Consider the following 25,705-nt stretch of genomic DNA (forward strand, 5'->3'; position numbering starts at 1 on the left):
ACCGGGCCGCCGCCGGCCTATCTGGCCCTGGCGGCAGCGGCGAACCGTTCGGCATGGTCCAGCGTGACCTGCAGACCGGGCAGTACCCGGTTGATCAGATCCTCATGCCGGCGCCACTTGTCTGGAGCAGGCTCGGTCACGGTGTAGCGCGAAAGCGGCAACGCACTGTCGAGCGGGCGATCCCAGTCGAATCCAAGCTCGCCACACAGTCGCGCCACCTCCGCCGCAGGGTCCGCAAGGAACGCGTCATAGCGCGCCACATGGCAACGTCCCGGTGGCAGTGCATCAAGATCATCGAGCAGGATGCGCGTGGTGGTATTCCACTGCGCCGCCACGATCTCGGGCAATGGCCGCCCGATCAGGTCACGCCAACCCGGCACGAGCAAGAGGGACCACGGCAAGCCCGTCCAGCCTGGAAGATTCGGATAAGTGCGGAAACCGCCAGACTGCCACGCCTCGATCATGCTGCTCAGGGTCTCGCGCGGATCACGGTGCAGATAAATGAACCGGGCCTCCGGAAAAACCTTCGCCAGGAACGGTATGCGCAATGCGTTCTTGGGTGTTTTCTCGAGCATCCGCAGCGGCCGCTGGCCCGGCGCCTTGCCGTCCCTGTCGTGCAGATCGGCGAGAAAGCGGCGCCGCAACGCCTCGACCAGCGTTGGCGTCGCTGCCGACACGTCAAGTCGGTTGGAGTCATAACCAAGCTCGCTTGCGCCCAGGCCGGGGGTACCTTCGATCAGCGAATGACTTTCACGGCCGATCGTGTAAAGCCCCGATGCCCTCGCCAAGGTCTCGAAAAGCAGGGTAGAACCCGAGCGGGGTGATGAAACGATGAATACCGGACGATCGTAGACCGGATCCCGGTCAGTCCCGTCCATACGTGGCCTTGGAATTGCGGAGATCGCACTCTGGCGCAATTCATCGCCACTGGATGCATGGCTGGTGTCACCAATCGCCACCGACAGGACCATGAGCCGAAGCGCGACCACCAACGACGAGTCATTGATAAGTTGCAACGACGCCGCGGAACCCTTCAGCCACTGTTCGTAGGAGTTCAGTGCCTTGCGATAAGCCGGCAAACCGGCCGGATCCGCTCCATATTCCGACCATAGCGCCTGCCAGGCGGCAAGAAAGCGCGAGGTCACCTGCTTCACTGGCTCCAGTTGCGGATGCGGGCGCACCTCGTGCAGAAGGAAGCTGATGTGCTCACGCATCTCCCAGGGCGTCATGACGGCAGGCAGGTTGACCGATTCATAGCGCAATGCGGAGTGCAGCTCGCCAGTCGGCGCAACCACCTCCGCGCGCCAGCCCTCGGGTACGTGGTTGCCCGGCATCTGGCCGTCCCGTACCAACTCCCCGAACTCGTCGCTGCCGACGGTATCCGCGACCAGATGGATCCGTTCGTCGTCGGAGCCATTGATTACCTGATGCTGGCGCCAGGTATCGAAGATCCAGCACTCACCCGGGCCCATGTTCACCTCGCCTTCCCCGCATATGAATCGCACGGTTGGCTTGGTCACGATCGGCACGTGCACGCGTGCTCGTGCGCGCCAGTAATAGTTGACGTCGAAGTGCGGGCTGACCTCGGCCTGGCCGGTAAGCTTCATCAGGCGGGTCCGTCCCCAGACGGCGCCAATGCGCGATAGCACCTGCATCAGGTACGGACTCTGCAGAAGATATGGCGTCGGCCGCATCGCGCCTGCAAAGGATTCGTTGTCGGGGTCGCCATTGGCCGCGATCAGCGGCAACCACAGATTGCCCGGATACTTCTGCGGGTGCTCGTGCCAGGCGTCCTCTCCGAACGCCGCGATCTCACGTGCAAGCACCTCGGCATCGAATTGCAGCGGCAACTGGATAAATGGGACAGGCAGTTTCACTGATTGTGTTCACTCGGGTTGATTGAGCTGTACGCCGGCAACGCACAACTGAACGAGCTGCCTGTGCGCATCAGTCCCATGGTAGTCGACCACTCCACCGCGAAGAAGGGAATACGCCCTTCGACCACTCGTGGACGGGGTGAGCCGTCACGCTTGCCTCGGCACACTACGTGGTGACCGCCTGCTGTAACGGCAACAGCTGTTCTTCGTAATGGCGCCATTCCTCGAAGAAGCGCGTATGGATCGGTTCGCGCACTTGCGACATGCTCAGCGTGGCGACTGCCGCCTTGTTGCGGGTTATATCCGCACAACCGGCTTCCCATTCCAGCCCGCAGTAATCAAGCACCTTGCGGGCCATCGTTTCCGGATCACGCGTCAGTTCGCAGTAGGGCACGTCGAGAATCTGCCCGGGCATGGCTGCATGCCAATGTTCCATCACGCGGCGGTACTGCCGGTAGTGTTCGGCGAGCGCGTGCAATTCGTAACTCCACGGGAACGCTTCTCCCAGCAACGCCCGGTAGTTGGAGAAACAGACATCCATGGGATCCCGCACCAGATTAAGAATGCGCGCCTGGGGCAACGCGCGACGAATCAGGCCGGCGACCATCCAGTTCCGTGGCAACTTGTCGATGAAGTACCGTGCACCTTGCGCGCGCCATTGGGTCTGGGCCAGATAGCGACGCCCGAGCTCGGGGTAGTCCAGATCGGGCAGGCGTTGCACGACATGTTCATCCAGCGTGGTCCGATGATCCGCTATCCAGCGCAACTGCAGGCCGAAGTCATCCAGCTCACCTGCTGAAACAACCTGTGAGTGGTTGCCCAGCACGCGATCGAGCAGGGTTGTTCCGGAGCGCGGCATGCCAATGATGAAAATCGGCTGCGGCCCCTCATGGACCACTTCGGCAGGCTGCAGCAGTTGCGGCGTGCAACGCCGGATCAGGCTGTCGAACAGATGCCACGCGTACTCGGGGTCATGGCGCTGGTGTGCATACATGATGGCATTGCCGCGTTTCAATGCGCCCCATGCCTCGTCGTATCTCCCGATGTCCTCCAGTTCCTTGTACTGGGCGAACTCGAGTGCCCCCTGATCCTCCGTACCCTGCCCGACAGCCTGCAATCGATGTTTCAGGTCGTCCAGATGATTGGATTCGGCTGTCTGCCGGCGCAACCGGGCAAGCGCCAGTGCAGCACGTCCGAACGTCGGCGTCAGACGAAGGCAGGTCCGCAACTCGGCCTCCGCCTCGTTCATGTGCCCGTTGAATATCAGCTCCTGTGCGCGCTCGAACCGGAATTCGACCGTGCCCATTCCAGCCGCAGCGGCTCGGTTGAACAGCGCCAGCGCCTCCGGATGCTCGCCCAGCAATTTGCGCGCAATGGCCATTTGCATCAGGACGTTGCCGTCGTTCGTTCCTGCCAGCGCCGGGTGATCGAGACAGTGGCGCGCTGCCAGCGTTTCACCGAGCTGTCGCAATGCATCGGAAACGTCGACGATCAGGCTGCCGTCACTTGGCAGGTTTCGGGACACCGCCAAGGCCCATGCCGTGGCATCACGAACCCGACCCTCAGCCCGGGCTATGCTGCTCAGCGTCAACAACGACGGGGCATGTCCCGGGTCACGCTGTAACAGGAATTCCAGGGCGGCCCGCGCTGCCGGCATGTTCCCGTCAGCAAGATGCCGTTGCACTCGGCTCCAGCGGCGAACGGTGGAATCATTCATCGTGGCAGATCCGGGGCAGTCTTCTTCATGGTGTGGCAAACGACTCGGTGCCTGCTAACGGTGCAGCAGGGACAACCACCCTGCAGAGGCAGTGAGGGCAATCGATGGATACTAATCAAGTTGGTACATCGGCTGAATACCCCCAACGTCGCAGCATAGGTTCGAGTACCGGCAGCAGCGGCTCGAATTCGCGACGGTAGCGGACCCAGCGATGCAGGCCTTTCCGGTTCACCGGCTCGATGACCTGGGTATAGCTGGGCGTTGCGATGTAGCCCTTGTCACGCGCATGCCGGTCGAACTGCAGCATCGGGGTGGCGTCCTCCAGTTCGAGAAAGTCCGCGATGCGCCGGGTCTGTCCCGGGAAGTCCGTCACAAGTTCTTCGTAGCGAGATACCAGCACCTGCGGCTGGAAAATGCGTTCGTCCCCCAACCAGCACTCCATCGCCTGCACATACGCCGCAGCGAGCCGATCGAGACTGGCGCAGGCCGCCCCCAGAATGCTGGAACGGAAATTCTGCATGTAACAGCTCAGGATCACATCGCAGGGGTGGCGCAGCGCCAGGATGAACTTCGCTTCGGGAAAGAGCCGGTGAATCAAGGGTACCCACATCATGTTGAGCGGGTTCTTGTCGACCAGCTGCGCGCTCCAGCGCCGCTGGATCGTCTCGGAAACCATGAGCAGATAGCTCTTGCGCAGCTCGTCGCAATCGCGCTGCTGCAGCAGATCCAGATTCGACAGGATGTCCGGGTGGTGGTTGCGCAGCTTGTCGGCCAGCCGGTTGAAGAACGGATTCTCGTCCATCGACTGCAGGCCTGGATGCGCATCCAGCATCTGCTCGAGCAGGGTCGTGCCGGAGCGCGGGAACCCCACGATGAACACCGGCGAGTTGCGCGCATCGGGCGCGATCACCCGTGCCCACCGTGCGTGGCTTTCGGCGCTTACCCTGGGAATCGCCGCCGGCAGGGCCAAGGCACCGGCCTCGAAATGCTCTGGCGATGCATGCGCCAGCTCTTTCGCCTGGATCGCATGGGCGCTTCGCAGTGAATGCATCGCAAGTTCCGTCTCACCCAGCTTGTCATACGCCCTGGCCAGATCGAAATGGTGGGTATAGTCGTTCGCATGACGCGGACCGCCATGCTCCAGCAATGACCGTGCTGCAACCACATCCCCGCTCCGCAGTGCGAGCGTGGCCTTCAAATGGTCCACTTCGTTGCGATGCGCCTCGCTGGATGCCAGTTCGTCAGAATTGGCGACCGACCGCAACATGGACTCGGACTCGGCCACACGATTCAATCGCTCATACATGTTGGCCAGCAACACCTTGGCCTCGATGTGGGATGGATTTCTGCCGACCAGATCCTCCAGCAACACCGCCGCAGATGGGGCGTCGCTCAGCAGGTTCAGCTGCCTGGCCAATTCCAGCTGCAAGACCTCGTCGTTGATGGGCAACCAATTGCGCCAGGGCTTCAGCAGGTCCTCAGCCCCCTGGAAGTCTTGGCACAGACTGCAGGCCCGCGCCGCATGGATGCGCGCCATCGGCAAGCTGCGATCGAGCTCGAAGGCATCAAGCAGCAATTCGCGGGCTGCCAGGTAATCGTGTCGATCCAGCAGCATCAGACCCAGCTGGATTTTCGGATTGATGTTGCGCGAATCCAGTTTGAGCGCCGTCTTGTAGGTCGCCTCCGCCTCCGACAGCAAACCCGTTTGGCGCAGTGCCGTGGCGTAATTGCACAAGTGCAGGCTGCTGTCAGGAAACAACTCGGTCAGACGATAGTAGGCGTTTGCGGCCTCTGCCAGGCGGCCCTGGTGTTGCAAGCTCAGAGCAAGCAATACCAGCCCGTTCTCATCATGCGGCTGCTCGCGCAGGTGTGCGCGGCACAGGCGTTCCGCCTCGAGCGGATTGCCGGCCGTCATCGAGGCGACGATCTGTTGGATGGATTCTGGGGTCATGGCATAAAAAAGGGCCGCGTGATCGATTCACGCGGCCCTCAAGGTTAACGCAGGTTTCGCTGGTTTAGAACTTGACCGTCACGCGGGCCCAGAAATAACGACCCATCAGGTCGAAATCGCTCGGATCGGTGTTGGCGTTGAGCGTGTTGTTCGCGTACATGACCGGTGGCTGCTTGTCGAACGCATTGTTGACGCCGAAGTCGATGCGCGTGTTGATCGGTTCGATGTTGTAGCCGAACGAGAAGTCGTTGTACACGGTCGCAGCGTACTTGTAGACAGCACCCTTGATCGTGCAGTAGCTGCCGTAATAGCAGGTACCGTCCGGGAACACGTCCTGCGACGGCGACTTCGAACCCATCTGGAAGCGGCCGATGTAACGCAGACGCCACGAGGCGCTCCAGTTACCCAGCTGCCAGTCCACGAAGCCCTGTGCGCGCCAGCGGGGGAACAGGCAGGTGCCGACGCCCGGGCACGAGGCTTCCGCACCCGAACCGTACGGCAGGAAGTGCCCGGCATCGTGGTAGACGACATCGCCCGCCGTACCCGGCGCGGTATCCTGGTTGTAGTACTTCAGGTAGGTGGCATTGATGCCGGCGGTGAACTGGCCGAACGAGAACTGCGGCAGCTTGTAGTTCAGCGACATGTCGATGCCGCCGGTGCTCAGGGTACCGAGATTGGCCGTCGGCTGCAGGATATTGGTGATCTGGCCTTGGCTCGGACCCGGGGTCGCGCTGCGGGTGATCAGCGGGCAATATTCCGTCTGCCCCGCGCTGCACAGGTTCAGCACTTCCTGCGCATTGACGCTGGTGATGTCGTTGTTCAGGTACAGATGCCACACGTCGACGGTTGCCGACAGACCCGGTGCCCAGGACGGGCTGTACACCGTGCCGAGGTCGAACGACTTGCCCTGCTCCGGCTTGATCGGGAAGCCCGCGTAGGCCGAACCGGAGATGACTGCGTTCAACTGCAACTGCTGCAGCACATTCTGGTTTACAAACGGAGCGTAAGGACCGCTGGTGGGGACGTTCACGCAAGCCGGGTTGACCGGAGTACCGGTGTAGCCATCGCAAGGGTCGGAAGAGATCTTCGGCGCCGAGCTAGCCGGGGCACCGTAGACTTCGGTGATGTTCGGGGCACGGAATACCTGCGACATCGTGCCGCGCAACAGCAGATCATCGATCGGCTTGTACTCCAGCGCGAACTTGAAGTCGTTCGTGCTGCCGAAGGTGCTGAAGCGCGAGTAGCGGTCACCGATCGTGATGTTCAGCGACTTCACGCCCGGCAGGTTGGACAGCACCGGGATGAAGGTCTCTGCGTAGACTTCCTTCACGTTGTAACCGCCCGCCAGGCTGGAACCGCACTGGCTGCCCAGCACGCAGGTGCCGGTGGTCGGATCGATGTTCAGCAGCGGGTCGACGATCGTGGTGAGGTGTTCCTGGCGATAGTCGGCGCCAGCCGCCAGCTGCACCGTGCCGGCCGGCAGGTCGAACAGGCCGCCGTTGACGCCTGCATGCCAGACCTTTTCCTGGCTGTACGTGTTGCTGACCGCGGGTACGCCAGCTGACTGCAGTGCTGCCACGGAACCCGCCGAGTTCAGATCGAACGGATTGAACTGCAACATGGATTCGGTGACGCCCGTCGGGCAGCCCTGGGCTGCGGTCGTGGCATTGGGTACGCAAGCCAGGCCGGCGGCACCCATGTACGACGCGCCGGTATACAGCTTGTTCGTGTTGGGCAAGCCACGGGTCGTGGTGACCAGGTCCGAATGGCCGTAATCGAGGCCGACATCCCAGTTCCACGCCTGGCTGAATACAGTGAAGCTGCCCTTCACACCGGTGTTGAACTGGCCGTTGTTGGCTCCGAACGACGCGGAACGGTTGCCCAGCGAAGAGAGACGCGCACTGAACGCGTTCGCGCTCTGCGAGAACTCCGTGCCGAACTGATTCCAGTAGTTGTTGGCCGAAATGTCTGCACCATAGGCCGAACCATACACGGCCGGCGCCAGCTGGAATTCGGACGTGGTCTTGTTGAAGTACGCGTTCAGGTAGGCCTGAACGTTGTCGCTCAGGTTGTAGGTACCCATCAGGAAGGCGTTGGTACGCTCCTGCGGGGTCATGATCAGGTTGACCGTCGCGTAGTTGTACTTGTCGCTATGCGCGCCGTTGTTCTGGTAGCAGTGGTAGTTGGCCGTGCTCACCACCTGGCTGTTGCCGCCCGGGTTCAGGGCCACATAGCCGCAGCCGAACTGCGACTGCAGAGCCGGGGTCAACTGGATATGACCGTAAGGTGAGGAAGACGAGCCACCGATGTTCGCCGTGGGCGGTGTATTGACGGTGCCATAGAGCGACACCGAATTCTTGGAGAAGCTGCGGTTGCCGGCTTCCACACCGTCCTGCTTGTTGTACTCGATGCCGCCCATGATGCTTCCCTTGTCGGACGTCTGTCCGAAAGTGAAGCTGTAGCCCGACTGGTCGCCGTCGTTGTGGTCGGACTCGCCGACGTTGGTGGTGAACTGCGCACCCTGGTAATCGTGGCGCAGGATGAAGTTCACCACGCCGCCGATCGCGTCGGAGCCGTAGGTCGCCGAGGCGCCGTCAGTCAGCACTTCGATGCGCTCGATCATGTTGGCGGGGATCGAGTTCGGATCGGTATTCAGCACGCGCTGACCGTCGACGAGGATCAGGGTGCGAACCGTACCCAGACCACGCAGGTTGATCCCGGAGGCGCCAGTACCACCACCGTTGTTGACCTGCGGATTGACAGCACCGCCGGTCATCGCCGGCAACTGCTGGACCAAGTCGCCCAGCGTCATCTTGCCGGTGGCCTCGATCTGCGCGCGGTCAATGGTGACGACCGGGTTGGAGGTCTCCAAGTCGACGCGGCGGACCAGCGAGCCGGTGACCACAACCGTCTGCAGCGATTTTGCCTTCTGCTGGTCGGGCTGGTTGCCATTGGTGGTGGTGGACTGGCTGCTCGTGTCCTGGGCAAATGCCGTACCCGATGCGCCAACCGCGATGACAGCGCCCAGCGAAAGCGCCACGCGAACTGCCGAAGAAAGTTTTGTGACCCCAAGTTTCATAAAAGACACCCTCCGATTAATTATTGCCATGGGTCAGAAAACGTTCTGCCCAAAAACTGCAACCTGGCCCGATCTCCCAAGCCGACGAACTTCAGACCCGCGAACTCCCGATCCAAGCCGATACTAACAGGCAAATAACACTACGTGAACACGCAGCATACCTCTCGCGGCTGGTCATACCTGCGGCATTGAACTGTTCTGTGACGCGCTGGCCGCCATCCACCCACGCACCAGCCCAAATGCCCATAGGTCTTTATCATGCCTGCTTTACGTATTGTCAACAAAATTTGTACAAGCAAGAACTTGCGATACGCGCATGTTCGCGTCCCCGTTTGGCCCATTTCGTGATGGGCAATCTCGCGATACTGCCGCCTGGCTTGGGCTTGGCCAATCGCAACATGTTTCCGGCACATCGACTGCCGCCGCCACGTACTCGGGGAAACTCACCCCTGCTTATGCCCGATTCAGGTTCTCGCGACCTGGATCACTCCGCCTCTGCATCTTCCTCGAAACGCAGATGCTTCACGCTGCGCCCATTGCGGCGCACCAATTTCAGCGCCTCGATGCCGATCCGGATATGCGCCTCGACGTATTGCGAGGTGACGCTGCGGTCGCTTGCCTCGGTCTTCACGCCCTCCGGAATCATCGGCTGATCGGATACCAGCAGCAGGGCGCCGCAGGGAATCCGGTTGGCGAAGCCGGCAGCGAAGATGGTGGCGGTTTCCATGTCCACGGCCATGCAGCGAGTACGCCGCAGGTAATCCTTGAAGGTATCGTCGTGCTCCCACACACGGCGGTTGGTGGTGTAGACGGTACCGGTCCAGTAGTCGTGGCCGAGGTCGCGGATCATTGTGGACACCGCGCGCTGCAGCTGGAACGCCGGCAATGCCGGCACCTCCGGCGGCAGGTAATCGTTGCTGGTGCCTTCACCGCGGATGGCGGCAATCGGCAGGATCAGGTCGCCAAGCTGGTTCTTCCTCTTGAGGCCACCGCACTTGCCCAGGAACAGCGCGGCCCTGGGCTCGATCGCGCTCAGGAGATCCATCACAGTGGCCGCGTTGGGGCTGCCCATGCCGAAATTGATCAGGGTGATGCCGTCGGCCGTGGCGTTCGGCATCGGCCGGTCGCGCCCCTGCACCTCCACCCCATGCCATTGTGCGAACAGTTCCACGTAGTGACCGAAGTTGGTCAGCAGAATGTGCTCGCCGAATTGTCCGAGTGCCGTTCCGGTGTAACGCGGCAGCCAGTTGGAGACGATTTCTTGCTTGGTTTTCATGTGAAGTGGTACTCGTACACGTTACCGGCGACGCCACGCCAGCTGGATGCCATATATAAGGTCGCCTCATAGTAAAGGCTGTTCATGGCCGGCGGCATGGCCATTCCGCTCGCCAGGCAGTCGGATCCGGGCAACTTTCGGCCGACGCTGCAGTCCCTTGTTGCATGTTATGTTCGGATTGCCATTCATGACGGGGGATACGTGATGCGGATGGGCTTGGCCATTGATGCCTCCTGCGACCTGTCGCAGGAGTTCCTGGAAAAACACAATGTCGCGATCATGCCGATCACCGTGAAGGTGGATCGCGAAACCTTCATGGATGATCGCCGGCCGGAAGAGCTGCAGCGCTTCATCGACCGCCGGCTCGGCAGCCGCAGCCACTCGGCGGAAACCGAACCGTGCCCGGTGGAGGAGGTGCAGAAGCTGTTCCTCGACAAGCTGGTGCTGGAGCAGGACTGCGTGTTTTGCCTGACCATCACTGCCACGCGCAGCCCGATCAACGAGCACGTCAACAAGGCCAGCTTTGGGATCCTCAAGAATTATCGTCAGGTGCGCGAACAGGCCAGCATCCCGGGCCCGTTCATGATGCGCGTCGTCGACACGCGCAACGTCTTCGCGGGGACCGCACCGGCCATTTACGAAGCAGCGCGGCTGATCGCCGCCGATCAACCGCCGGCCGCGATCCGCGAACGCCTCACCCATATTGCCAACAACAGTTACGGCTACATGCTGCCACGCGACCTGATCCACTTGCGCAACCGCATCAAGAAGCGGGGCGACCGCAGTGTCAGCCTGTTCAGTGCGATGGTCGGTACGGCGCTGGACATCAAGCCGCTGCTGCGCTGTTTCCGCGGCGAGACCGGCCCGGTCGGCAAGGTCCGTGGTTTCGAGCATGGTGCCGAGGTGCTGTTCGGCTATGCGACACAGCGGGTACGCGCGGGCCTGCTCGTGCCGGTGATGTGCGTCAGCTACGGCGGCGACCTGGCCGTGCTCTCGCAACTGCCCGGCTATGCGGCCTTGCGAACCACCTGCGAGGAAACCGGGGTCGAATTGATGGAAGCGCCGATGAGCATTACCGGCATGGTCAACGTGGGCGAAGGCGCCGTGACGCTGGGTTTTGCCGCCGAGGAACACGTCGCCGAGTTCTGATGCTGCTCAGAAGCCGTCGTTGAGAAACCCCCCGTCCACCGCCAGCACCTGGCCTGTGATGTAGCTGGCCGCCGGCAGGCACAGGAACGCGATCGCGGCAGCCACCTCCTCCGGTTCGCCGATCCGCCGGAGCGGCGTGTGGTCGAGTACCTCGTCCAGATAATCCACATCCGCCAGCGCCGGCTCGGAGCGCTGGGTGCGGATGTACCAGGGCGCCACCGCATTGACGCGGATGCCATCCATCGCCCATTCCGCAGCCAGGTTGCGAGTGAGCTGGTGCAGTGCCGCCTTGCTCATGCCGTATGGCGAACCGGTACGTACATGGGTAATGCCGGAGACCGAACCCACGTTCACGATCGCGGCATTCGCATGCTGCACCAGCTGCGGATGTGCCAGCCGGCACATCTCGAACGCGGACAGCAGATTCTGCCCGAGAATGCCGAGCACCTCGTCCACGCTGTAGTCGAGGGTGGCCTTCGGCTGGTTGCCACCGGCATTGTTGACCAGCAACGACAGCGGTGCGCCCAGGTCGGCGATCCAGTCGAACACGGCGAGGCGTTCCTCGGCTTCGGTCAGATCGGCACCAAACGCCAGCACATCGATCTCGGGAAAGTCATCCGCCAGTTCCGTGCGCACCTGCTCGAGATAATCCTCGTCGCGCGCCACCAGCAGCAGGTCGGCTCCGAGCCCGGCCAGTTCACGCGCGGTGGCGTAGCCGATGCCCTTGCTGGCACCGGTGATCAGGGCGGTGTGGCCTTGCAGTTGCCAGGCATCGATACGATTGTTCATCCACGCAGCTTAAAACGTCGGTGCCGGCGCGCCTAGCTCGGCCGAGGCTTTCGCCACAATGCGATGCTTGCCTGCGTCCACGCACGGCAGGACACTCATCACGTCGCCCCATGCGGGAACTGCCATGAAAACGCTGCCGATCCTGCTCTGCGTACTTGCCCTCGGTGCATGTTCCGACAAGCCACCACAGCCCCAGGCCAAACCGGCCCAGGTTGCCACCCCGTGGGATGCCATGAAGGCGGACGAGCAGCACGCGCGGGATGTGCAGAAGATCGTCGACAAGCAGGCGGAAGAGCAACGCAAGCAGATCGAGGCGCAGGAGCAATAAGAACGCCGCCCTGGTTACCCCCTTCAGGCACAACCAGGCGCAAGGCAACCCTGATCATCGCTCAGTGCAGCGTGCACAGGCAGTCCGCATAGATGTTCGGCGTGCCGGCCTTGGCGCTGCGCAGCAGCTGCAGTTCCGGCGCCAGCGCCGGCAACTGGGCAAACCAGTCCGGCAAGCGGATGCCCCAGGACTGCAGCACGTGCATGCTGGCATCGTGGTTGAGATTGATCAGGAAGCGCGCGAAACCACCCAATGGCGCCTCCTGGTAACGCACCGGATAATCCTTGCCCAGCTTGGCCAGACTGGCTGCATCGACAACCGCATCACCCAGACCACCGAGCTGGTCGACCAGGCCACGGTCGAGCGCCTGTTGTCCGGTCCACACGCGACCCTGCGCAATCGCATCGATCGCATCGAAGTTCTTGCCGCGTGCCTGGGCCACCTTGCCGACGAAGTCACGGTACCCCTTGTCGATGATCGCCTGGATCACGGTACCGACCTTCGGATCGAGCGGACGGGTGATGTCGAATGCGCCGGCCATCGGTCCGGTACTGACGCCGTCGCTCTGGACGCCAAGCTTGGCCAGCGTGTTGGGCACCGTGTAATACATGCCGAAGATGCCGATCGAGCCGGTGATGGTGTTCGGCTCCGCGAAGATGCGGTTCGCATTCATCGAGATCCAGTAGCCACCGCTGGCCGCCACGTTGCCCATCGACACCACGACCGGGATGCCCGCCTCGCGCGTCAGCTCCACCTCGCGACGGATCTGCTCGGCCGCATACACCTCGCCACCGGGGGAGTTGACCCGCAGCACCAGCGCCCTGGTCTTGCGATCCTCGCGCGCCGCACGGATCAAGGCCGCGGTGGACTCACCGCCAATCGAGCCGGCCGACTGCTTGCCGGCGGCAATCTCGCCCTCGGCTACCACGACCGCCACGCCAGGCTCAAACAGCTTGCCGTCGCCCGGAAGGCTGGCGGCATAGCGCGCCAGATCGACCTGACGGAAGCTGTGCCCCTTGTCGTCCGCCGGAACGCCTTGCTTGCGCAGCATGGCAATGAGCTCCGCACGCGTGGCCAGGCCATCGGCCAGATGCTCGTTCACTGCCAGCTGGGCCAGATCGCCCTGGGTCGTGGCGATGGCCTGCGGCAGATTGTCGATGTCGGCGCGCAGAGCAGTCGGATCCAGCTTTCGCAGCGTGGCCACTTCGCCGATGTAGCTGTCCCACAAACCGCCCATCCAGTAACTGTCAGCCTGCTTGGCCGCGTCCGAGGCATGATCGAGGATGTACGGTTCGGCCGCGCTCTTGAATTCGCCGACCCGGAACAGGTGCACATCGACGCCGAGCTTGTCGAGCAGGTCCTTGTAGAACAGGCGATAGTCGGCCAGTCCGGTAAGCATCACGCCACCCTGTGGATCGACCAGCAACCGGTCCGCATGCGCCGCGAGATAATACTGGCCCTGGTCCAGATTCACCGCCCAGGCGATCACCGGCTTGCCAGCGGCGCGGAAGCGATCCAGCGCTGCGCCGACTTCGCGCAGGGCGGCAAAGCCGTCACCTTGTTGCAGATCGTCCGGCAACAGCAGGATGCGGCTGATCCGCCGGTCCTTCGCCGCCGCATCGATCGCGCCCACCAGGTCGCGCAGCTGCACCTGCTTCGGTTCGTTGCCGGACAGGCTCGACAACGCACGCTGCAACGGATCGATGCTGTACTGCTCGACCAGTTGGCCTTGTGGCTTGATCACCAGCACGCTGTCGTCCTGCAGCGTGCGTTGCATCCGGCTGCCGGCCACGCCGGCAGTCAGCAGCAACAGCAACACGAACAGCACGGTGAAAAACACCAGGTTGATGATCAGCAGCCTGACCACGTTGATGCCACGCCCGAACTTGCACAGGAAAGCCCAGAAACCATTGCGGCGGGGTGACGGGAGCGGTGGGGGCATGCGTGATCTTCCTGGAGTGATGTCACCTAGCGTACCGCTCAGGCGGGCGCCGACATAGTGGCCGCGACGCGACGCCAGCGCTGCTTCCACGCACTGCGCCAGAAGCGCATGAACAGCATGGCCGCCGCCACGGTCAGACCGGCGATCAGACCCATCCACATGCCCCGTGCGCCCAGACCGTGATGGAACGCCAGCCACCAGCCCACAGGCATGCCTACGATCCAGTAGGCGAACAGCGTGATTGCCATCGGCACGCGGGTGTCCTTGAGCCCACGCAGAGCACCGTTGGCAGCAACCTGGATGCCATCGGAAAACTGGAACAGACCGGCCAGCATGATCAGCTGCGCCGCCAGTGCGATCACTTTCGGATCATGCGTGTATAGCGCCGCGATGTAATGCGGCAGTCCCAGCATCAGGCCGGCCGACAGCAATTGGGTGATCAAGGTCAGCCCGATCCCGCAGAAACCGGCGTAACGCACCCCACGCTCGTCGCCACGGCCGACGGCATTGCCGACGCGCACGGTGATCGCCATCGCCAGGCCGAGCGGAATCATGAAGAACAGCGAGGCGATGTTGATCGCCACCTGATGGCTGGCGATCACGTCCTCGCCAAGTGTTGCGACGATCAGCGCAGTCGCCACGAACAGGCCGGCCTCGGCCAGCAGGGTCACCGCCATCGGCAGCCCGATATGCACCAGCTGGCCGATCCGTCGCAGATCCGGCCATTCGAAATGATCGAACAGGCCGAGTCCGCGATAGTTGCTACGACACAGCACATAAATGCCGAATGCCAGCAGCTCCAGCCACAACACTGTCGCGGTGGCGATGCCGCAGCCATGCGCGCCCTGCGGCGGGATACCCAGCTTGCCGAACATCAGCACGTAGCCCAGCGGCACCAGCAGCACCAGGCCGCCCAGGCTGAAGTACATCGACGGCCGGGTCAGCGACAAGCCTTCGGACAGTCCGCGCAACGCGAAGTAGCAGGTCAATGCCGGCGCACCCCAGCTGATCGCATGCAGGAACCGCTGCACGTCATCACGCAGGCTCGGCGTCACCCCGATGAGGTCGATCAGCGGCGCCGCATGACGCACCGCGAACCACAGCACCACACCCATTCCCAGCGCCAGCCACAACGCCTGCCGGAATACGGCGCCGACCTCGTGCCGGCGCCCGGCACCATCGAGCTGCGCCACCGACGGCGGCACCGCCATCATCATGCCGATGCCGCTGACGATCGCCAGCGACCAGATGCTGGCACCCACCGCCACCGCACCAAGCACATGCGCGCTGACGTGCCCGGACAGCACCGCGTCGATCACATTGCTGCCGATCGCCGCCAGCTGGGCACAGACCAACGGCAACGCGAGACGTACGGTAGCGCGCATCTCGTGCAACAGGCGCGCGCGCTCGGGGCGGAAGGGTTTCATCAGCACAGCAGACTCCAGGGCCGGCCATTCTACCTGAGCCATTTGTCACGCCCGCCGGATCGCCTCCATGTGCGAAGATCCCACGCTGCACCGGAAGGGGACCGCGATGAAGCAGCTGACCAGTTACGAGGGACTGCACTGCGCCAACTGCGGCGCGAGCATGCAGGGCGAGTTCTGCCACGAGTGCGGCCAGTCGATCCACAGCGTGCTCAAGCCGGTGCACTCAATGGCCGAGGAGACGCTGGAAACCGTGCTGCACATCGACGGCCGCATCGTGCACACACTGCCGCCGCTGCTGCTCAAGCCCGGCTTTCTCACGCTGGAATATTTCAGCGGTCGACGGGTGCGCTACATCGCGCCGTTCCGGCTGATGTTCGTGCTGTGCGTGCTGTCGTTCTTCGTGTTCCACCTGGTGATCGACCAGATCAGCAGCAAGGTCGCCGCACACGGCTTTCCATTGGTGAGTGTGAATAGCAACGCGATCGAGAATGCCGGCAGCCCGGCGCAGGTGCGCAAGGCATTGCAGAAGCAGCTGGACGGACTGCAGAACGCCCGCGCAACCGGCCTGCTTTCGCCGAACTTGCTGGATCAGACCAATGTCGCCGCGCAGGATCTGCGCCAGAAAGCCAGTCGGCGCCTGCTCGAACTCGGTGCTGCACCGATATCAGCCGCATCCGTCGCGGAGCCCCTCCCCAGCGTGACTGTGAAGCCCGCAGATACCATGAGGGCCGCTGCCACCGTGCCGGATGATGCCGGGCAAAAGGCCATCGGGCAGGAATCGACGCCCGTGCAGATCGCCTGGCTGCCGGATATGGTCAACGCCCGCCTGACCGAGCTTGCCAGACACATCCAGGACAACCGTCACGCCGTTTTGGGGGACGATCCCCTGCGCCGCCAAGAGGCTCTGCAACGGATGATCGGCGGTGTCTTCAGCACCTTGCCGCCGACCATGTTCGTACTGATTCCGGTGTTCGCGATCCTGCTCAAGCTGTTCTACGTATTCCGCCGGCGGCTGTACATGGAGCATCTGATCGTCGCCCTGCACAGCCATGCGTTCATTTTTCTCAGCCTGCTGTTGATCGCCGTGACGGGCATGTTGTCGACCTGGCTGCGCCCCCATGCCGCCTGGACCGGTTACGCGATGGGCCTGTTGCAGACTGCTTTGATTCTGTGGATCCCCACATACCTGTTGGTCATGCAGAAACGGATCTACCGCCAGGGCTGGCCGATGACCGTGCTCAAATTCTGGTGCGTCAGCTGGTGTTATTTCGGGCTGTTGGGGATTGCCCTGTTGGTTGCGCTCGTACTGGGAGTGGCGCACTAAACAGGGTCTGACACTGGCGTTCACGGCGCACCATCCAAGCCGGGTTGCCGCGGGTTTTGCACAGCGTCATGGGCCTGTCAAGCTGGACCACCGGCATTTGTCAGTTGCATGAACATCCGCTGACGTATATTTTCAAGTCATTGAAAATGAAATATATTTTTGCATGACCAAAACTTGGTCAGCGTGTCGAAAAAGGCGCCACAACGCGCTTTGAGGCACTCCTTCCCCGCTGCATCCACAGACTTATCCACAGCGCTTGTGGATAAGCACTAAAACCTTCCTCGGTGAGCTACTTACCTATGATTTCTCGACCACCGGGCAGAAAGTGCATGCAAGCACTGGCGGCAGATTCACCTCGACCCTGTCGCCCCTGGCATGCCTTAGGAGTTCGGGCCGCACGGGTACACTGACCCGCCCACGAGATAGCCATGCCCGCCGTCCTTCGCGTTGCCCTGCCGGTACCCCTGCCGACCCTGTTCGACTACCTGCCGCCTGCGGCTGGAGAGGCGCGCGTGGGTTGCCGGGTGCTGGTGCCGTTCGGGCGCGGCAAGCAGGTCGGCGTGGTGGTGGCGGTCGAGGCCGAAACAACGCTCGGCGGCAACCGGCTGAAGCAGGTGATCCGGCTACTCGATGAGGTGCCGCTGCTCGATGCCGAACTGATGCAGACGCTGGCTTGGGCCGCCGACTACTGGCTCGGTGCACCGGGTGAGGCCTATGCGAATGCGCTGCCACTGGCACTGCGCGAAGCGAAGCCGCTACCGGCACTAGGCGATGAGTACTGGTCGCTGAGCAGCGCCGGTCTCAGCGCTCACGATGCCGGTAGCCGCCGTGGTGGCAGCAAGGCACTGCTGGCGCAATTGGCCGCCGGCTCAATGAGCGCGCAGGAGCTGACCGAACGCCTGCCCGGCTGGCGCGAGGCGGCCCGTCGGCTGGCAGGCGCAGGCCTGCTCGAACGCAGCGAACGAGCACCACTCGACCGCCCGTTGCCGGCGTCTTCCGCTCCGCAACTGAACGACGAGCAGCAACTAGCCGTCGCGACCGTCAGCACCAGCCTCGGCCAGTACCAGCCGTTCCTGCTCGACGGCGTCACCGGCAGCGGCAAGACCGAGGTGTATCTGGCGCTGATCGAGCAGGTGCTGGCACAGGGCAAACAGGCGCTGCTGCTGGTGCCGGAAATCGGCCTGGCGCCGCAGACCGTGCGTCGCCTGCGCGAGCGACTCGGCGTGATCGTCGAGGTGTTGCACTCCAACCTGTCCGAAGGCGATCGCGCCCGCGCGTGGTTGCGTGCCCGCAACGGCAGCGCACGAGTGATCCTGGGTACCCGTTCGGCGGTGTTCACGCCGCTGCCACAGGCCGGCCTGATCATCGTCGATGAGGAACACGACAGCGCCTACAAGCAGCAGGAAGGCTTCCGCTATCACGCGCGCGACCTGGCCCTGGTGCGCGCACGCGCACTGGGTGTGCCGGTGCTGCTGGGTTCGGGTACGCCGTCGCTGGAATCGCTGGCGAATGCCGAGGCCGGCCGTTACCGCACCCTGCATCTGCGCGCCCGTCCCGGCGCGATCCGGCCGCCGCAGGTGCAGATCATCGACATGCGCGCGCAACGGCTGGAACACGGCATGTCGCCGGCGTTGCTGACGGCGGTCGCCGACACGCTGGCGCGCAGCGAGCAGGCGCTGGTGTTCCGCAACCGTCGCGGTTACGCGCCGGTGCTGCTATGCCACAGCTGCGGCTGGCATGCGCAGTGCCCGCGCTGCGAACGTCCGCTGACCCTGCACGCGGGGCGTCGCCAGCTGCTCTGCCATCATTGCGATTACCAGACCCGCATGCCGGCCGCCTGCCCGACCTGCGGCGCCACCGAGCTGAAGCCGCAAGGCCAGGGTACCGAGCGGCTGGAGGAAGCACTGATCACACAGTTCCCGCAGGTGCCGGTGTTGCGCGTTGACCGTGAAACCACCCGCCGGCGCGACGCCTTCGAGCAACTGCTGGCCACGCTCAAGGACGACCAACCGGCGATCCTGGTCGGTACCCAGATGCTGGCCAAGGGCCACGACCTGCCCAACCTCACCCTGGTGGCGATCGTGGGCGTCGACGAAGGCCTGCACAGCGTGGATTTCCGCGCCGGCGAGCGGCTGGCCCAGCTGGTGGTGCAAGTGGCCGGACGCGCGGGACGGGCGCGCAAGCCAGGACGCGTACTGCTGCAGACCCACCAGCCGGAACATCCGTTGCTGCGCGGCTTGCTGGCACAAGGCTATGCCGCTGCGGCACGCGAGCTGCTGGCAGAACGCCGGCAGATCCAGTTGCCCCCCTACAGCCATCAGGTGTTGCTGCGCGCCGAGGCACCGCTGCGCGAGCACGTCGATGCCTTTCTCGTCGACGCAAACGCCGCGTTACCGATCAATGATCAGTTGCAGATCGCCGGTCCGATGCCGGCGCCGATGCCGCTGCGCGCAGGCCGTCATCGTGCTCAGCTGCTGCTGGAAGCCGGCAGTCGCAGCACGCTGCACGGGATGCTGCGCAGATGGCAGCTGGCACTGATCGCACTGCCGTCGGCACGGCGGGTACGCTGGTCGCTGGACGTCGATCCGATCGATCTGTACTGATCGACGATGAATTATCAGGCCGCGTCGCGCCGCAACGATCCCGGCTTCACCAGCCAGCGCACCGCCAGCACGCCCAGCTCGTAGAGCAGGCACATCGGGATACCGAGCATCAGCATCGAGGTGATGTCCGGCGGCGTGATCAGCGCGGCAATCGCGAACGCACCGACGATGGCGTAGCGCCGGCCGCTGCGCAGTTTGTCCAGATCCACCACGCCCACCGCGGCGAGTATCACCACCGCCACCGGCACCTCGAAGCACAGCCCGAACGCGAAGAACATCAGCATCACGAAATCGAGGTACTGGGTGATGTCGGTCATCATCTCCACTCCCTGCGGCGTCACCGCGATGAGGAAGCGGAACGCGGCTGGCAGCACCAGGAAATAGGCAAACGCCGCGCCGGTGTAGAACAGTACGAGCGCGGCTGCCAGCAGCGGCCGGGCCAGGCGTTTTTCGTGCTTGTACAGGCCCGGGCTGACGAACGCCCACAGCTGGTAAAGGATCACAGGCATGCTGATGAACAGCGAGGCATAGAAGGCCAGTTTCAGCGGCGTGATGAACGGACTGGTCACGCCGGTGGCGATCAGGTGCGCCCCTTGCGGCAGGCGTGCCACCAGCGGCGCGGCCAGTTCGCTGTACAAGCGATTCGCAAACGGCACCAGCGCCACCAGCACCAAGACCAGCGCTGCCGCCGCCTTGAGCAGCCGCGCACGCAATTCCAGCAGGTGCGAGAACAGTCCCTGCTGCAGGTCCTCGGCGATCGACGGGTCGGACTCAGGCGCCGCCATGCGAGGTCTCCCGGGTGTGCGGGGTGGCTGATGGCTCACCCAGTGGCAATTCCGCCTGCACCTGGCTGGCTGGCTCGTCGTGAGCCACCTCGTCCGATAAAACCGCTGGCGACTCGGCCTTGACCATCGCGTCCTTGCTCGACACGTCCTTGATCATCGCCGCGGCATCGGCGAGCGGCTCATGCGCCTGCTGCAGCGTGCCCTTCATCGCGTTCTGCGCGGCCTCCGCCTGGGTCGCCGCCTCGCGCGCGGTGCGCCGGATTTCCTCGATCTCCAGCTCGCGCTCGACCTCGGCACGCACGTTGTCCCAGCCGCTGCGCACACGTCTCAGCAGCGCACCGGCAGTACGCGCGGCGCCGGGCAGCTTCTCGGGACCGAGCACGATCAGCGCGATCAGGGCGAGCAGCACCATTTTGCCGAGACTGATCTCGATCATTGCCGCGCTCCGCCTACCGCGCGCTTACTTGGTTTCGCTGGAGTCGCGCTGACTCTGCGTGCTGCTGTTGGCGGCCGCCGGCGGATCGGCGCGCAGCTGCTCGGCAGCCTTGCGCGCGGCCTCCTCTTCCTTCTGCTTCGCCTCGTCGTCACCGCTGAGGCCTTTCTTGAAGTCACGGATCGCCGCGCCGAGATCCGGCCCGAGGTTGCGGATCTTCTTGGTGCCGAAAATCAGCAATACGACTACCAGGAGGATTAGCCAATGCCAGATACTGTCAAAACCCATAGTCAACCTCGAGGCGGATTCCAGCCAAGTCATCCAGGCGCGATTCGCGCCGACACTTCGCAATCATTGACGCGAAGTGTACTCCTCAAGCCGGTCGCGGAAATCGACCACCGGCCCCGGCACGTTGCTGACGCCACCTTCGAAGATGCGCCGCGGAGTGATGCCGGCGCCATACACGGCTTCATTCGCGTCGTAGTCGATGCGCAAGGCCGCGCCATCGATCGCCACGCCCGCAAACAGACCGCGGGAGCGTGAATAGGAGTAGATCTCGGCCTTCATCTGTTCGTCGGTGGAGGCACTGGTGGTACGCCCGACCGGACCTGCCGCTGCCGAAGCATCGGCGCCGAGCGTGAACTTGCCACGCACGATCGAATCCACGCCGCGCTGGGTGCGGAACACCAGGATCACGTCGGTCGAGGACACGCCAGCCTGGAAGCCCACGCTGCCGCCGGTCATGCTGATGAAGCTGGGGTTGGACCAGGTGCCATCCGGGCTCTTGACCGAGATCAGGCCCTCGCCACGACGACCGCCGAACACGAAGCCGACCTTGAGCATGTCGGGAATCACCGCGATTGCCCGCGCATCGCGCAGCAGATCCTGCGGAATCGCCTTGTCCGGCGCCTGCATGATGTCATTGAGCACGCGCACCGCATTCTTCGCACGCACCAGCGGCGGGTCTTCGGCATGCACGGCCATGGCCGGCAGCAACAAGGTCAGACCAATCAACAGCAGACGATGCAGTGGTGTCTTGAACATGGACGGCTCCACTTGGTTCGGGGATGGGGGTGGTACACCGCGGCGCACCAAGGCTTGTGGCAGACTCCACGACTGATTCAGCCACGACTGCCACGATGCCACGCAGCAATCACTATACCGGCGTTGCCAGCCATTCCGACGCGTCGGGTGTTCCGTCCGTTCAGGCTGGCGTGCTGCTGGTCAACCTGGGTACGCCGACCGCGCCCACCGCGAAAGCGGTGCGCCCTTATCTGGCCGAATTCCTCGGCGATACGCGCGTGATCGACTACCCGCGCTGGCTGTGGTGGCTGATCCTGCATGGCGTGATCCTGCGGATCCGTCCTGCACGTTCGGCGCACGCCTATGCACGAATCTGGACCGAGCAGGGTTCGCCGCTGCGCTTCGGCAGCGAGGCACTCGCCACGAGCCTGCAAGCCGAACTGGAGCGGCAGCAGCCGGGCACGCTCCGCGTGGCGTTAGCGATGCGTTACGGCGAGTCGTCGGTGGCGCATACGATCGAACAATTGCAGCGTGAAGGCGTGCGCCGACTGCTGGTGCTGCCGCTGTATCCGCAGTATTCGGCCACCTCGACCGGCTCGGTGATCGATGCTGTCGCCGACACCTTCAAGACGCTGCGCTGGCCGCCGGAGTTGCGCCTGGTCAACGACTATCACGACGATCCCAGGCATATCGACGCGCTGGCAGCCAGCATCGAGCGCTGGTGGGCGACGCATGGCCGTGGCGACAAGTTGCTGCTGTCGTTCCACGGCATTCCCGAGCGTTACGTGCAACTGGGTGATCCGTATTTCAACCAGTGCCTGACCACCGCGCGACTGCTTCGCGAACGGCTGCACATGAGTGCCGATGACGTGATTCTGAGCTTCCAGTCGCGCGTAGGTCGCGAGCAATGGCTGCAGCCGTACACCGACGCCAGCGTGCGCCAGCTCGCTGCCGACGGCGTGAAGAAACTCGACGTGGCCTGCCCCGGTTTCGCGGTGGACTGCCTGGAGACACTGGAGGAAATCGCCATGCAGAACCGGGATTTCTTCCTTGCGGCCGGCGGCGAAGCGCTGCGCTATATCCCTGCACTCAACGACAGTGCCGAACAGGTGCGCAGTCTCGCCGCACTGGTACGACGGCATATTCGTGGCTGGCCGGAATCCATCGCGTGAGCGCACCCAGCGAGTGCCGCATCGCGCTGCCGCACCTGAGCCTGAGCGCGCAAGTCTGGGGCGATGAAGCCCTGCCACCACTCCTAGCCCTGCACGGCTGGCTGGACAATGCCGGCAGCTTTGCGCTGCTGGCGCCGCTGCTGGCGGCCCGCTTCCGGGTAATCGCGCTGGAGCTGCCCGGCCATGGCCATTCCGATCACCTGGCTGCCGGCGCCAGCTATCGTTATCTCGACTACGTGCAGGTGGTACTCGCCGCCGCCGATGCCCTGGGGCTTGAGCGCTACAGCCTGCTCGGCCATTCGCTGGGTGCGGGGATTGCCGCGCTGGTAGCCGCCGCCTCACCGCAACGGATCGAGCGCCTGCGGCTGATCGAAGGCCTCGGCCCGCTCGGCGATGATGGTTCACACACGCTGCAGCGCTTCCGCGACGCGTTCGCACCACGGGGCGACAACACCAAGCCGTTGCGTGTCTTCCGCAGCATCGCGCAAGCCGCCAACGCGCGCAGCATGGTTAGCGGCTTGCCCGCCGAGCTGGCACAACCGATCGTCGAACGTGGGCTGATCGAGGCCGACGGCGGCTGGCGATGGCGCAGCGATCCCCGGCTGACCCGGCCCAGTCCCGTGCGGCTGGCCGAATCGCAGATCCATGCCCTGCTCCGCGGCATCGAGGCACCTGCCGCGCTGCTGCTGGCGCAGCCAGCCACCTCGTACCTGCCAGGGGCGCCGATGCAGGCGCGCGCTGACTGCGTGCCGAACATCACCGTCAACCACATGGCTGGCGGTCACCACCTGCACCTCGAACATCCCGCTACCGTCGCCACCTGGATCGGCGCGACAACGTAGCCTGCGCACATGTAGCGACAGCGCCGTTCGGCTATCGTGCACATCCCATCGCCTCGCTTCGCCCCATGGATCAGCCACCCACCCTCGCCGCTCCGCGCCACCGCGCCGCGCTCAACTTCATCTTCGTCACCGTGATGCTGGACATGCTGGCGTTCGGCATCATCATTCCGGTGCTGCCGCACCTGATCGTTGAGCTGATCGGCGGCAGCATCTCGAAGGCGGCGGTATGGGCCGGCGCGTTCGCCGCCTTGTTCATGCTTATGCAGTTCGTATTCTCGCCGGTGCAGGGCGCGCTGTCGGACCGCTTCGGCCGGCGCACGGTGATCCTGATCTCCAGCTTCGGTCTCGGCATCGACTTCATCGTGATGGCGCTGGCGCCGGTGCTGTGGCTGCTGTTCCTCGGTCGCGCCGTGTCCGGTATCTGCGCGGCGAGTTTTTCCACCGCGAACGCCTACATCGCCGACATCATCCCGAAGGAAAAGCGCGCCGCGGCATTCGGCACGCTGGGTGCTGCCTTCGGCATCGGCTTCATCGTGGGACCGGCGCTGGGCGGCTTCCTCGGTCACCTGCATATCCGCCTGCCGTTCTGGGTGGCGGCGGTGTTGTCGCTGATCAACTTCTGCTACGGCTATTTCGTGCTGCCCGAATCGCTGCCGAAGGAACGCCGCAGTGCGCGCTTCGACTGGCGTCACGCGAACCCCTTCGGCGCGGTGGTGCTGCTGCGCCGCTATCCGCAGGTGTTCGGACTGGCCACGGTGTTCTTCCTTATCAACCTGGCGCAGTTCTCGCTGAATTCCACCTACGTGCTGTACACCGATTACCGCTATGGCTGGGGACCGCAGGCGGTCGGCTATACGCTGGGTCTGGTCGGCCTGTGCAGCGGGTTGGTGCAGGCGGTACTGGTGCGCCGGCTGATGCCGAAACTGGGCGAGCGGCGAATGATCCTGGCCGGCCTCACGCTGTGCATCGTCGGCTACGTGTTCTTCGGCTTCGCTTCAATCGCCTGGGTATTTCTGCTTGGCATTCCGTTCCTGTGCCTGGGCGGACTGGCCGGACCGCCGGCGCAGGCAATGATGACCCACCAGGTCGACCCGCATGAGCAAGGTCGCCTGCAGGGCGCGCTGACCAGCCTGGCCAGCCTCGCCGGCATCTTCGGCCCGGCGCTGTTCGCCAACCTGTTCGCGCTGTTCATCAGCGACCATGCGCCAGTGCAGCATCTGCCGGGCGCCGCGTTCGTGCTGGCCGCCGCATTGCTGCTGGCCGCAGGCTTGATTGCCATGCGGGTAACCCGGCATGCACCCATCGCGGCCCCCTTGGCGGCGGACGAAATCGTCCCTACCCTGCCGTTCAACGAATTTTCGTCCGAACCGCTTCCCCACGTTCCACCGGAGCAATCCCCATGACACTGTCCATGTACCAGGCTTCCGTTCCCGTCTTCGTCCGCGCACTCGGCAATCTCAAGCACGTGCTGCAGAAGGGCGCGGAGCACGCGAAGGCAAAGAACGTTACCGACGAAGTGCTGCTGCAGACCCGGCTGATCCCCGATATGTTGCCGCTGGTCAAGCAGGTGCAGATCGCCGCCGACATGGCCACGCGCGGCATCGCCCGCCTTGCCGGGATCGAGCCGAAGTCGTTCGAGGACAATGAAACCACGCTGGAGCAGCTCTACTCGCGCATCGATAGCGCGATCGAGTACATCAAGACGTTCAAGCCCGAGCAGATCGACGGCAGCGAAGCGCGCACGATCGTCCTGAAAATGCGCAGCGGCGAGATGACGTTCGAAGGCCAGGCCTACCTGCTGCACTTCGTGATCCCGAACGTGTTCTTCCACTGCACCACCGCGTACAACATCCTGCGCGAGGCGGGCACCGAGATCGGCAAGAACGATTTCATCGGCCAGGCCTGATCGACGCTTGCGCCACGGCCATGGCCGTGGCGCAAGCTGCAACCGTCACTGCAACACGATATCTGCGAAAATCCTGCAGCTG

General features: G+C 63.7%; 20 protein-coding genes. 8 read left to right on the plus strand and 12 right to left on the minus strand.

The window, feature by feature from the left end:
• Positions 1-17: 17 nt before the first annotated feature.
• From B0E50_RS00980 to B0E50_RS01000, 5 genes are all read right to left on the minus strand, one after another.
• Positions 18-1,877 (minus strand): sulfotransferase, encoded by a 1,860-nt coding sequence (locus B0E50_RS00980; RefSeq protein WP_077439206.1) that lies wholly within the window; start codon positions 1,875-1,877, stop codon positions 18-20.
• Between the two features lie 166 nt (positions 1,878-2,043).
• Positions 2,044-3,402, minus strand: a complete 1,359-nt coding sequence (locus B0E50_RS00985) for a sulfotransferase (protein WP_168170767.1) — start codon at positions 3,400-3,402, stop codon at positions 2,044-2,046.
• A 307-nt stretch (positions 3,403-3,709) separates the two neighbouring features.
• Positions 3,710-5,545: a tetratricopeptide repeat-containing sulfotransferase family protein gene (locus tag B0E50_RS00990; protein ID WP_077439208.1), complete on the minus strand. Its 1,836-nt coding sequence runs from the start codon at positions 5,543-5,545 to the stop codon at positions 3,710-3,712.
• Between the two features lie 64 nt (positions 5,546-5,609).
• The gene (locus B0E50_RS00995) at positions 5,610-8,585 is read right to left on the minus strand and encodes a TonB-dependent receptor (protein ID WP_254427133.1); all 2,976 of its coding nucleotides are present in this window, start codon (positions 8,583-8,585) and stop codon (positions 5,610-5,612) included.
• 523 nt (positions 8,586-9,108) lie between these two features.
• Positions 9,109-9,900: an AMP nucleosidase gene (locus B0E50_RS01000; RefSeq protein WP_077439210.1), complete on the minus strand. Its 792-nt coding sequence runs from the start codon at positions 9,898-9,900 to the stop codon at positions 9,109-9,111.
• Between the two features lie 210 nt (positions 9,901-10,110).
• On the opposite strand from B0E50_RS01000, the gene B0E50_RS01005 reads away from it, so the two are divergent.
• Positions 10,111-11,049, plus strand: a complete 939-nt coding sequence (locus tag B0E50_RS01005; RefSeq protein ID WP_077439211.1) for a DegV family protein — start codon at positions 10,111-10,113, stop codon at positions 11,047-11,049.
• A gap of 6 nt (positions 11,050-11,055) precedes the next feature.
• On the opposite strand, the gene B0E50_RS01010 is transcribed toward B0E50_RS01005, so the two are convergent.
• On the minus strand, positions 11,056-11,838 hold the full coding sequence (locus B0E50_RS01010) for an SDR family oxidoreductase (RefSeq protein WP_077439212.1): 783 nt from the start codon (positions 11,836-11,838) through the stop codon (positions 11,056-11,058).
• A 124-nt stretch (positions 11,839-11,962) separates the two neighbouring features.
• Between B0E50_RS01010 and B0E50_RS01015 the strand changes: the two genes are divergently transcribed.
• Positions 11,963-12,166: a hypothetical protein gene (locus B0E50_RS01015; RefSeq protein ID WP_077439213.1), complete on the plus strand. Its 204-nt coding sequence runs from the start codon at positions 11,963-11,965 to the stop codon at positions 12,164-12,166.
• A gap of 61 nt (positions 12,167-12,227) precedes the next feature.
• Here the strand turns inward: B0E50_RS01015 and sppA are convergent, their stop codons facing one another.
• Together sppA and B0E50_RS01025 are read right to left on the minus strand one after the other, a co-directional pair.
• Positions 12,228-14,108, minus strand: a complete 1,881-nt coding sequence (gene sppA / locus B0E50_RS01020; protein WP_077439214.1) for a signal peptide peptidase SppA — start codon at positions 14,106-14,108, stop codon at positions 12,228-12,230.
• Positions 14,109-14,146: 38 nt separating this feature from the next.
• Entirely contained in the window at positions 14,147-15,535 is a 1,389-nt protein-coding gene (locus tag B0E50_RS01025; RefSeq protein WP_077439300.1) for an MATE family efflux transporter, read from the minus strand.
• A 106-nt stretch (positions 15,536-15,641) separates the two neighbouring features.
• On the opposite strand from B0E50_RS01025, the gene B0E50_RS01030 reads away from it, so the two are divergent.
• Complete coding sequence (locus tag B0E50_RS01030) at positions 15,642-16,859, plus strand: DUF3667 domain-containing protein (protein WP_077439215.1); 1,218 nt, start codon at positions 15,642-15,644, stop codon at positions 16,857-16,859.
• 428 nt (positions 16,860-17,287) lie between these two features.
• Positions 17,288-19,462, plus strand: a complete 2,175-nt coding sequence (locus tag B0E50_RS01035; protein WP_077439216.1) for a primosomal protein N' — start codon at positions 17,288-17,290, stop codon at positions 19,460-19,462.
• A 14-nt stretch (positions 19,463-19,476) separates the two neighbouring features.
• Here the strand turns inward: B0E50_RS01035 and tatC are convergent, their stop codons facing one another.
• The 4 genes from tatC to B0E50_RS01055 form a co-directional block, all read right to left on the minus strand.
• Complete coding sequence (gene tatC, locus B0E50_RS01040) at positions 19,477-20,247, minus strand: twin-arginine translocase subunit TatC (protein WP_077439217.1); 771 nt, start codon at positions 20,245-20,247, stop codon at positions 19,477-19,479.
• Positions 20,234-20,683: a Sec-independent protein translocase protein TatB gene (gene tatB / locus B0E50_RS01045; protein ID WP_077439218.1), complete on the minus strand. Its 450-nt coding sequence runs from the start codon at positions 20,681-20,683 to the stop codon at positions 20,234-20,236. Before tatB ends, tatC begins: the two co-directional genes overlap by 14 nt.
• 24 nt (positions 20,684-20,707) lie before the next feature.
• A complete protein-coding gene (tatA, locus tag B0E50_RS01050) occupies positions 20,708-20,968 on the minus strand; it encodes a Sec-independent protein translocase subunit TatA (RefSeq protein WP_077439219.1) in 261 nt (86 codons plus the stop codon).
• A gap of 63 nt (positions 20,969-21,031) precedes the next feature.
• On the minus strand, positions 21,032-21,724 hold the full coding sequence (locus B0E50_RS01055) for a lipid-binding SYLF domain-containing protein (protein ID WP_077439220.1): 693 nt from the start codon (positions 21,722-21,724) through the stop codon (positions 21,032-21,034).
• Between the two features lie 95 nt (positions 21,725-21,819).
• Between B0E50_RS01055 and hemH the strand changes: the two genes are divergently transcribed.
• The 4 genes from hemH to B0E50_RS01075 all read left to right on the plus strand — a co-directional run bounded on the left by hemH (position 21,820) and on the right by B0E50_RS01075 (position 25,623).
• Positions 21,820-22,875, plus strand: a complete 1,056-nt coding sequence (gene hemH, locus B0E50_RS01060; protein WP_077439221.1) for a ferrochelatase — start codon at positions 21,820-21,822, stop codon at positions 22,873-22,875.
• A complete protein-coding gene (locus B0E50_RS01065; protein ID WP_077439222.1) occupies positions 22,872-23,717 on the plus strand; it encodes an alpha/beta hydrolase in 846 nt (281 codons plus the stop codon). The genes hemH and B0E50_RS01065 overlap by 4 nt, the downstream gene beginning before the upstream one ends.
• Before the next feature lie 65 nt (positions 23,718-23,782).
• A complete protein-coding gene (locus B0E50_RS01070; protein WP_077439223.1) occupies positions 23,783-25,120 on the plus strand; it encodes a TCR/Tet family MFS transporter in 1,338 nt (445 codons plus the stop codon).
• Positions 25,117-25,623: a DUF1993 domain-containing protein gene (locus B0E50_RS01075; protein ID WP_077439224.1), complete on the plus strand. Its 507-nt coding sequence runs from the start codon at positions 25,117-25,119 to the stop codon at positions 25,621-25,623. The genes B0E50_RS01070 and B0E50_RS01075 overlap by 4 nt, the downstream gene beginning before the upstream one ends.
• The last annotated feature ends 82 nt before the right edge of the window (positions 25,624-25,705 follow it).

It is taken from the genome of Rhodanobacter sp. C01, from assembly GCF_002001045.1.
GTDB lineage: Bacteria > Pseudomonadota > Gammaproteobacteria > Xanthomonadales > Rhodanobacteraceae > Rhodanobacter.

What these genes read in the sequence shown, in the direction of transcription:
- B0E50_RS01015 (WP_077439213.1), top strand. Translation starts at nt 11,963, where the DNA reads ATGAAAACGCTGCCGATCCTGCTCTGCGTACTTGCCCTCGGTGCATGT.
- tatB (WP_077439218.1), bottom strand. Translation starts at nt 20,683, where the DNA reads ATGATCGAGATCAGTCTCGGCAAAATGGTGCTGCTCGCCCTGATCGCG.
- B0E50_RS01035 (WP_077439216.1), top strand. Translation starts at nt 17,288, where the DNA reads ATGCCCGCCGTCCTTCGCGTTGCCCTGCCGGTACCCCTGCCGACCCTG.
- hemH (WP_077439221.1), top strand. Translation starts at nt 21,820, where the DNA reads ATGCCACGCAGCAATCACTATACCGGCGTTGCCAGCCATTCCGACGCG.
- B0E50_RS00990 (WP_077439208.1), bottom strand. Translation starts at nt 5,545, where the DNA reads ATGACCCCAGAATCCATCCAACAGATCGTCGCCTCGATGACGGCCGGC.
- B0E50_RS01070 (WP_077439223.1), top strand. Translation starts at nt 23,783, where the DNA reads ATGGATCAGCCACCCACCCTCGCCGCTCCGCGCCACCGCGCCGCGCTC.
- tatA (WP_077439219.1), bottom strand. Translation starts at nt 20,968, where the DNA reads ATGGGTTTTGACAGTATCTGGCATTGGCTAATCCTCCTGGTAGTCGTA.
- B0E50_RS01025 (WP_077439300.1), bottom strand. Translation starts at nt 15,535, where the DNA reads ATGAAACCCTTCCGCCCCGAGCGCGCGCGCCTGTTGCACGAGATGCGC.
- B0E50_RS01005 (WP_077439211.1), top strand. Translation starts at nt 10,111, where the DNA reads ATGGGCTTGGCCATTGATGCCTCCTGCGACCTGTCGCAGGAGTTCCTG.
- B0E50_RS01000 (WP_077439210.1), bottom strand. Translation starts at nt 9,900, where the DNA reads ATGAAAACCAAGCAAGAAATCGTCTCCAACTGGCTGCCGCGTTACACC.
- B0E50_RS01030 (WP_077439215.1), top strand. Translation starts at nt 15,642, where the DNA reads ATGAAGCAGCTGACCAGTTACGAGGGACTGCACTGCGCCAACTGCGGC.
- sppA (WP_077439214.1), bottom strand. Translation starts at nt 14,108, where the DNA reads ATGCCCCCACCGCTCCCGTCACCCCGCCGCAATGGTTTCTGGGCTTTC.
- B0E50_RS01075 (WP_077439224.1), top strand. Translation starts at nt 25,117, where the DNA reads ATGACACTGTCCATGTACCAGGCTTCCGTTCCCGTCTTCGTCCGCGCA.
- B0E50_RS01055 (WP_077439220.1), bottom strand. Translation starts at nt 21,724, where the DNA reads ATGTTCAAGACACCACTGCATCGTCTGCTGTTGATTGGTCTGACCTTG.
- tatC (WP_077439217.1), bottom strand. Translation starts at nt 20,247, where the DNA reads ATGGCGGCGCCTGAGTCCGACCCGTCGATCGCCGAGGACCTGCAGCAG.
- B0E50_RS01010 (WP_077439212.1), bottom strand. Translation starts at nt 11,838, where the DNA reads ATGAACAATCGTATCGATGCCTGGCAACTGCAAGGCCACACCGCCCTG.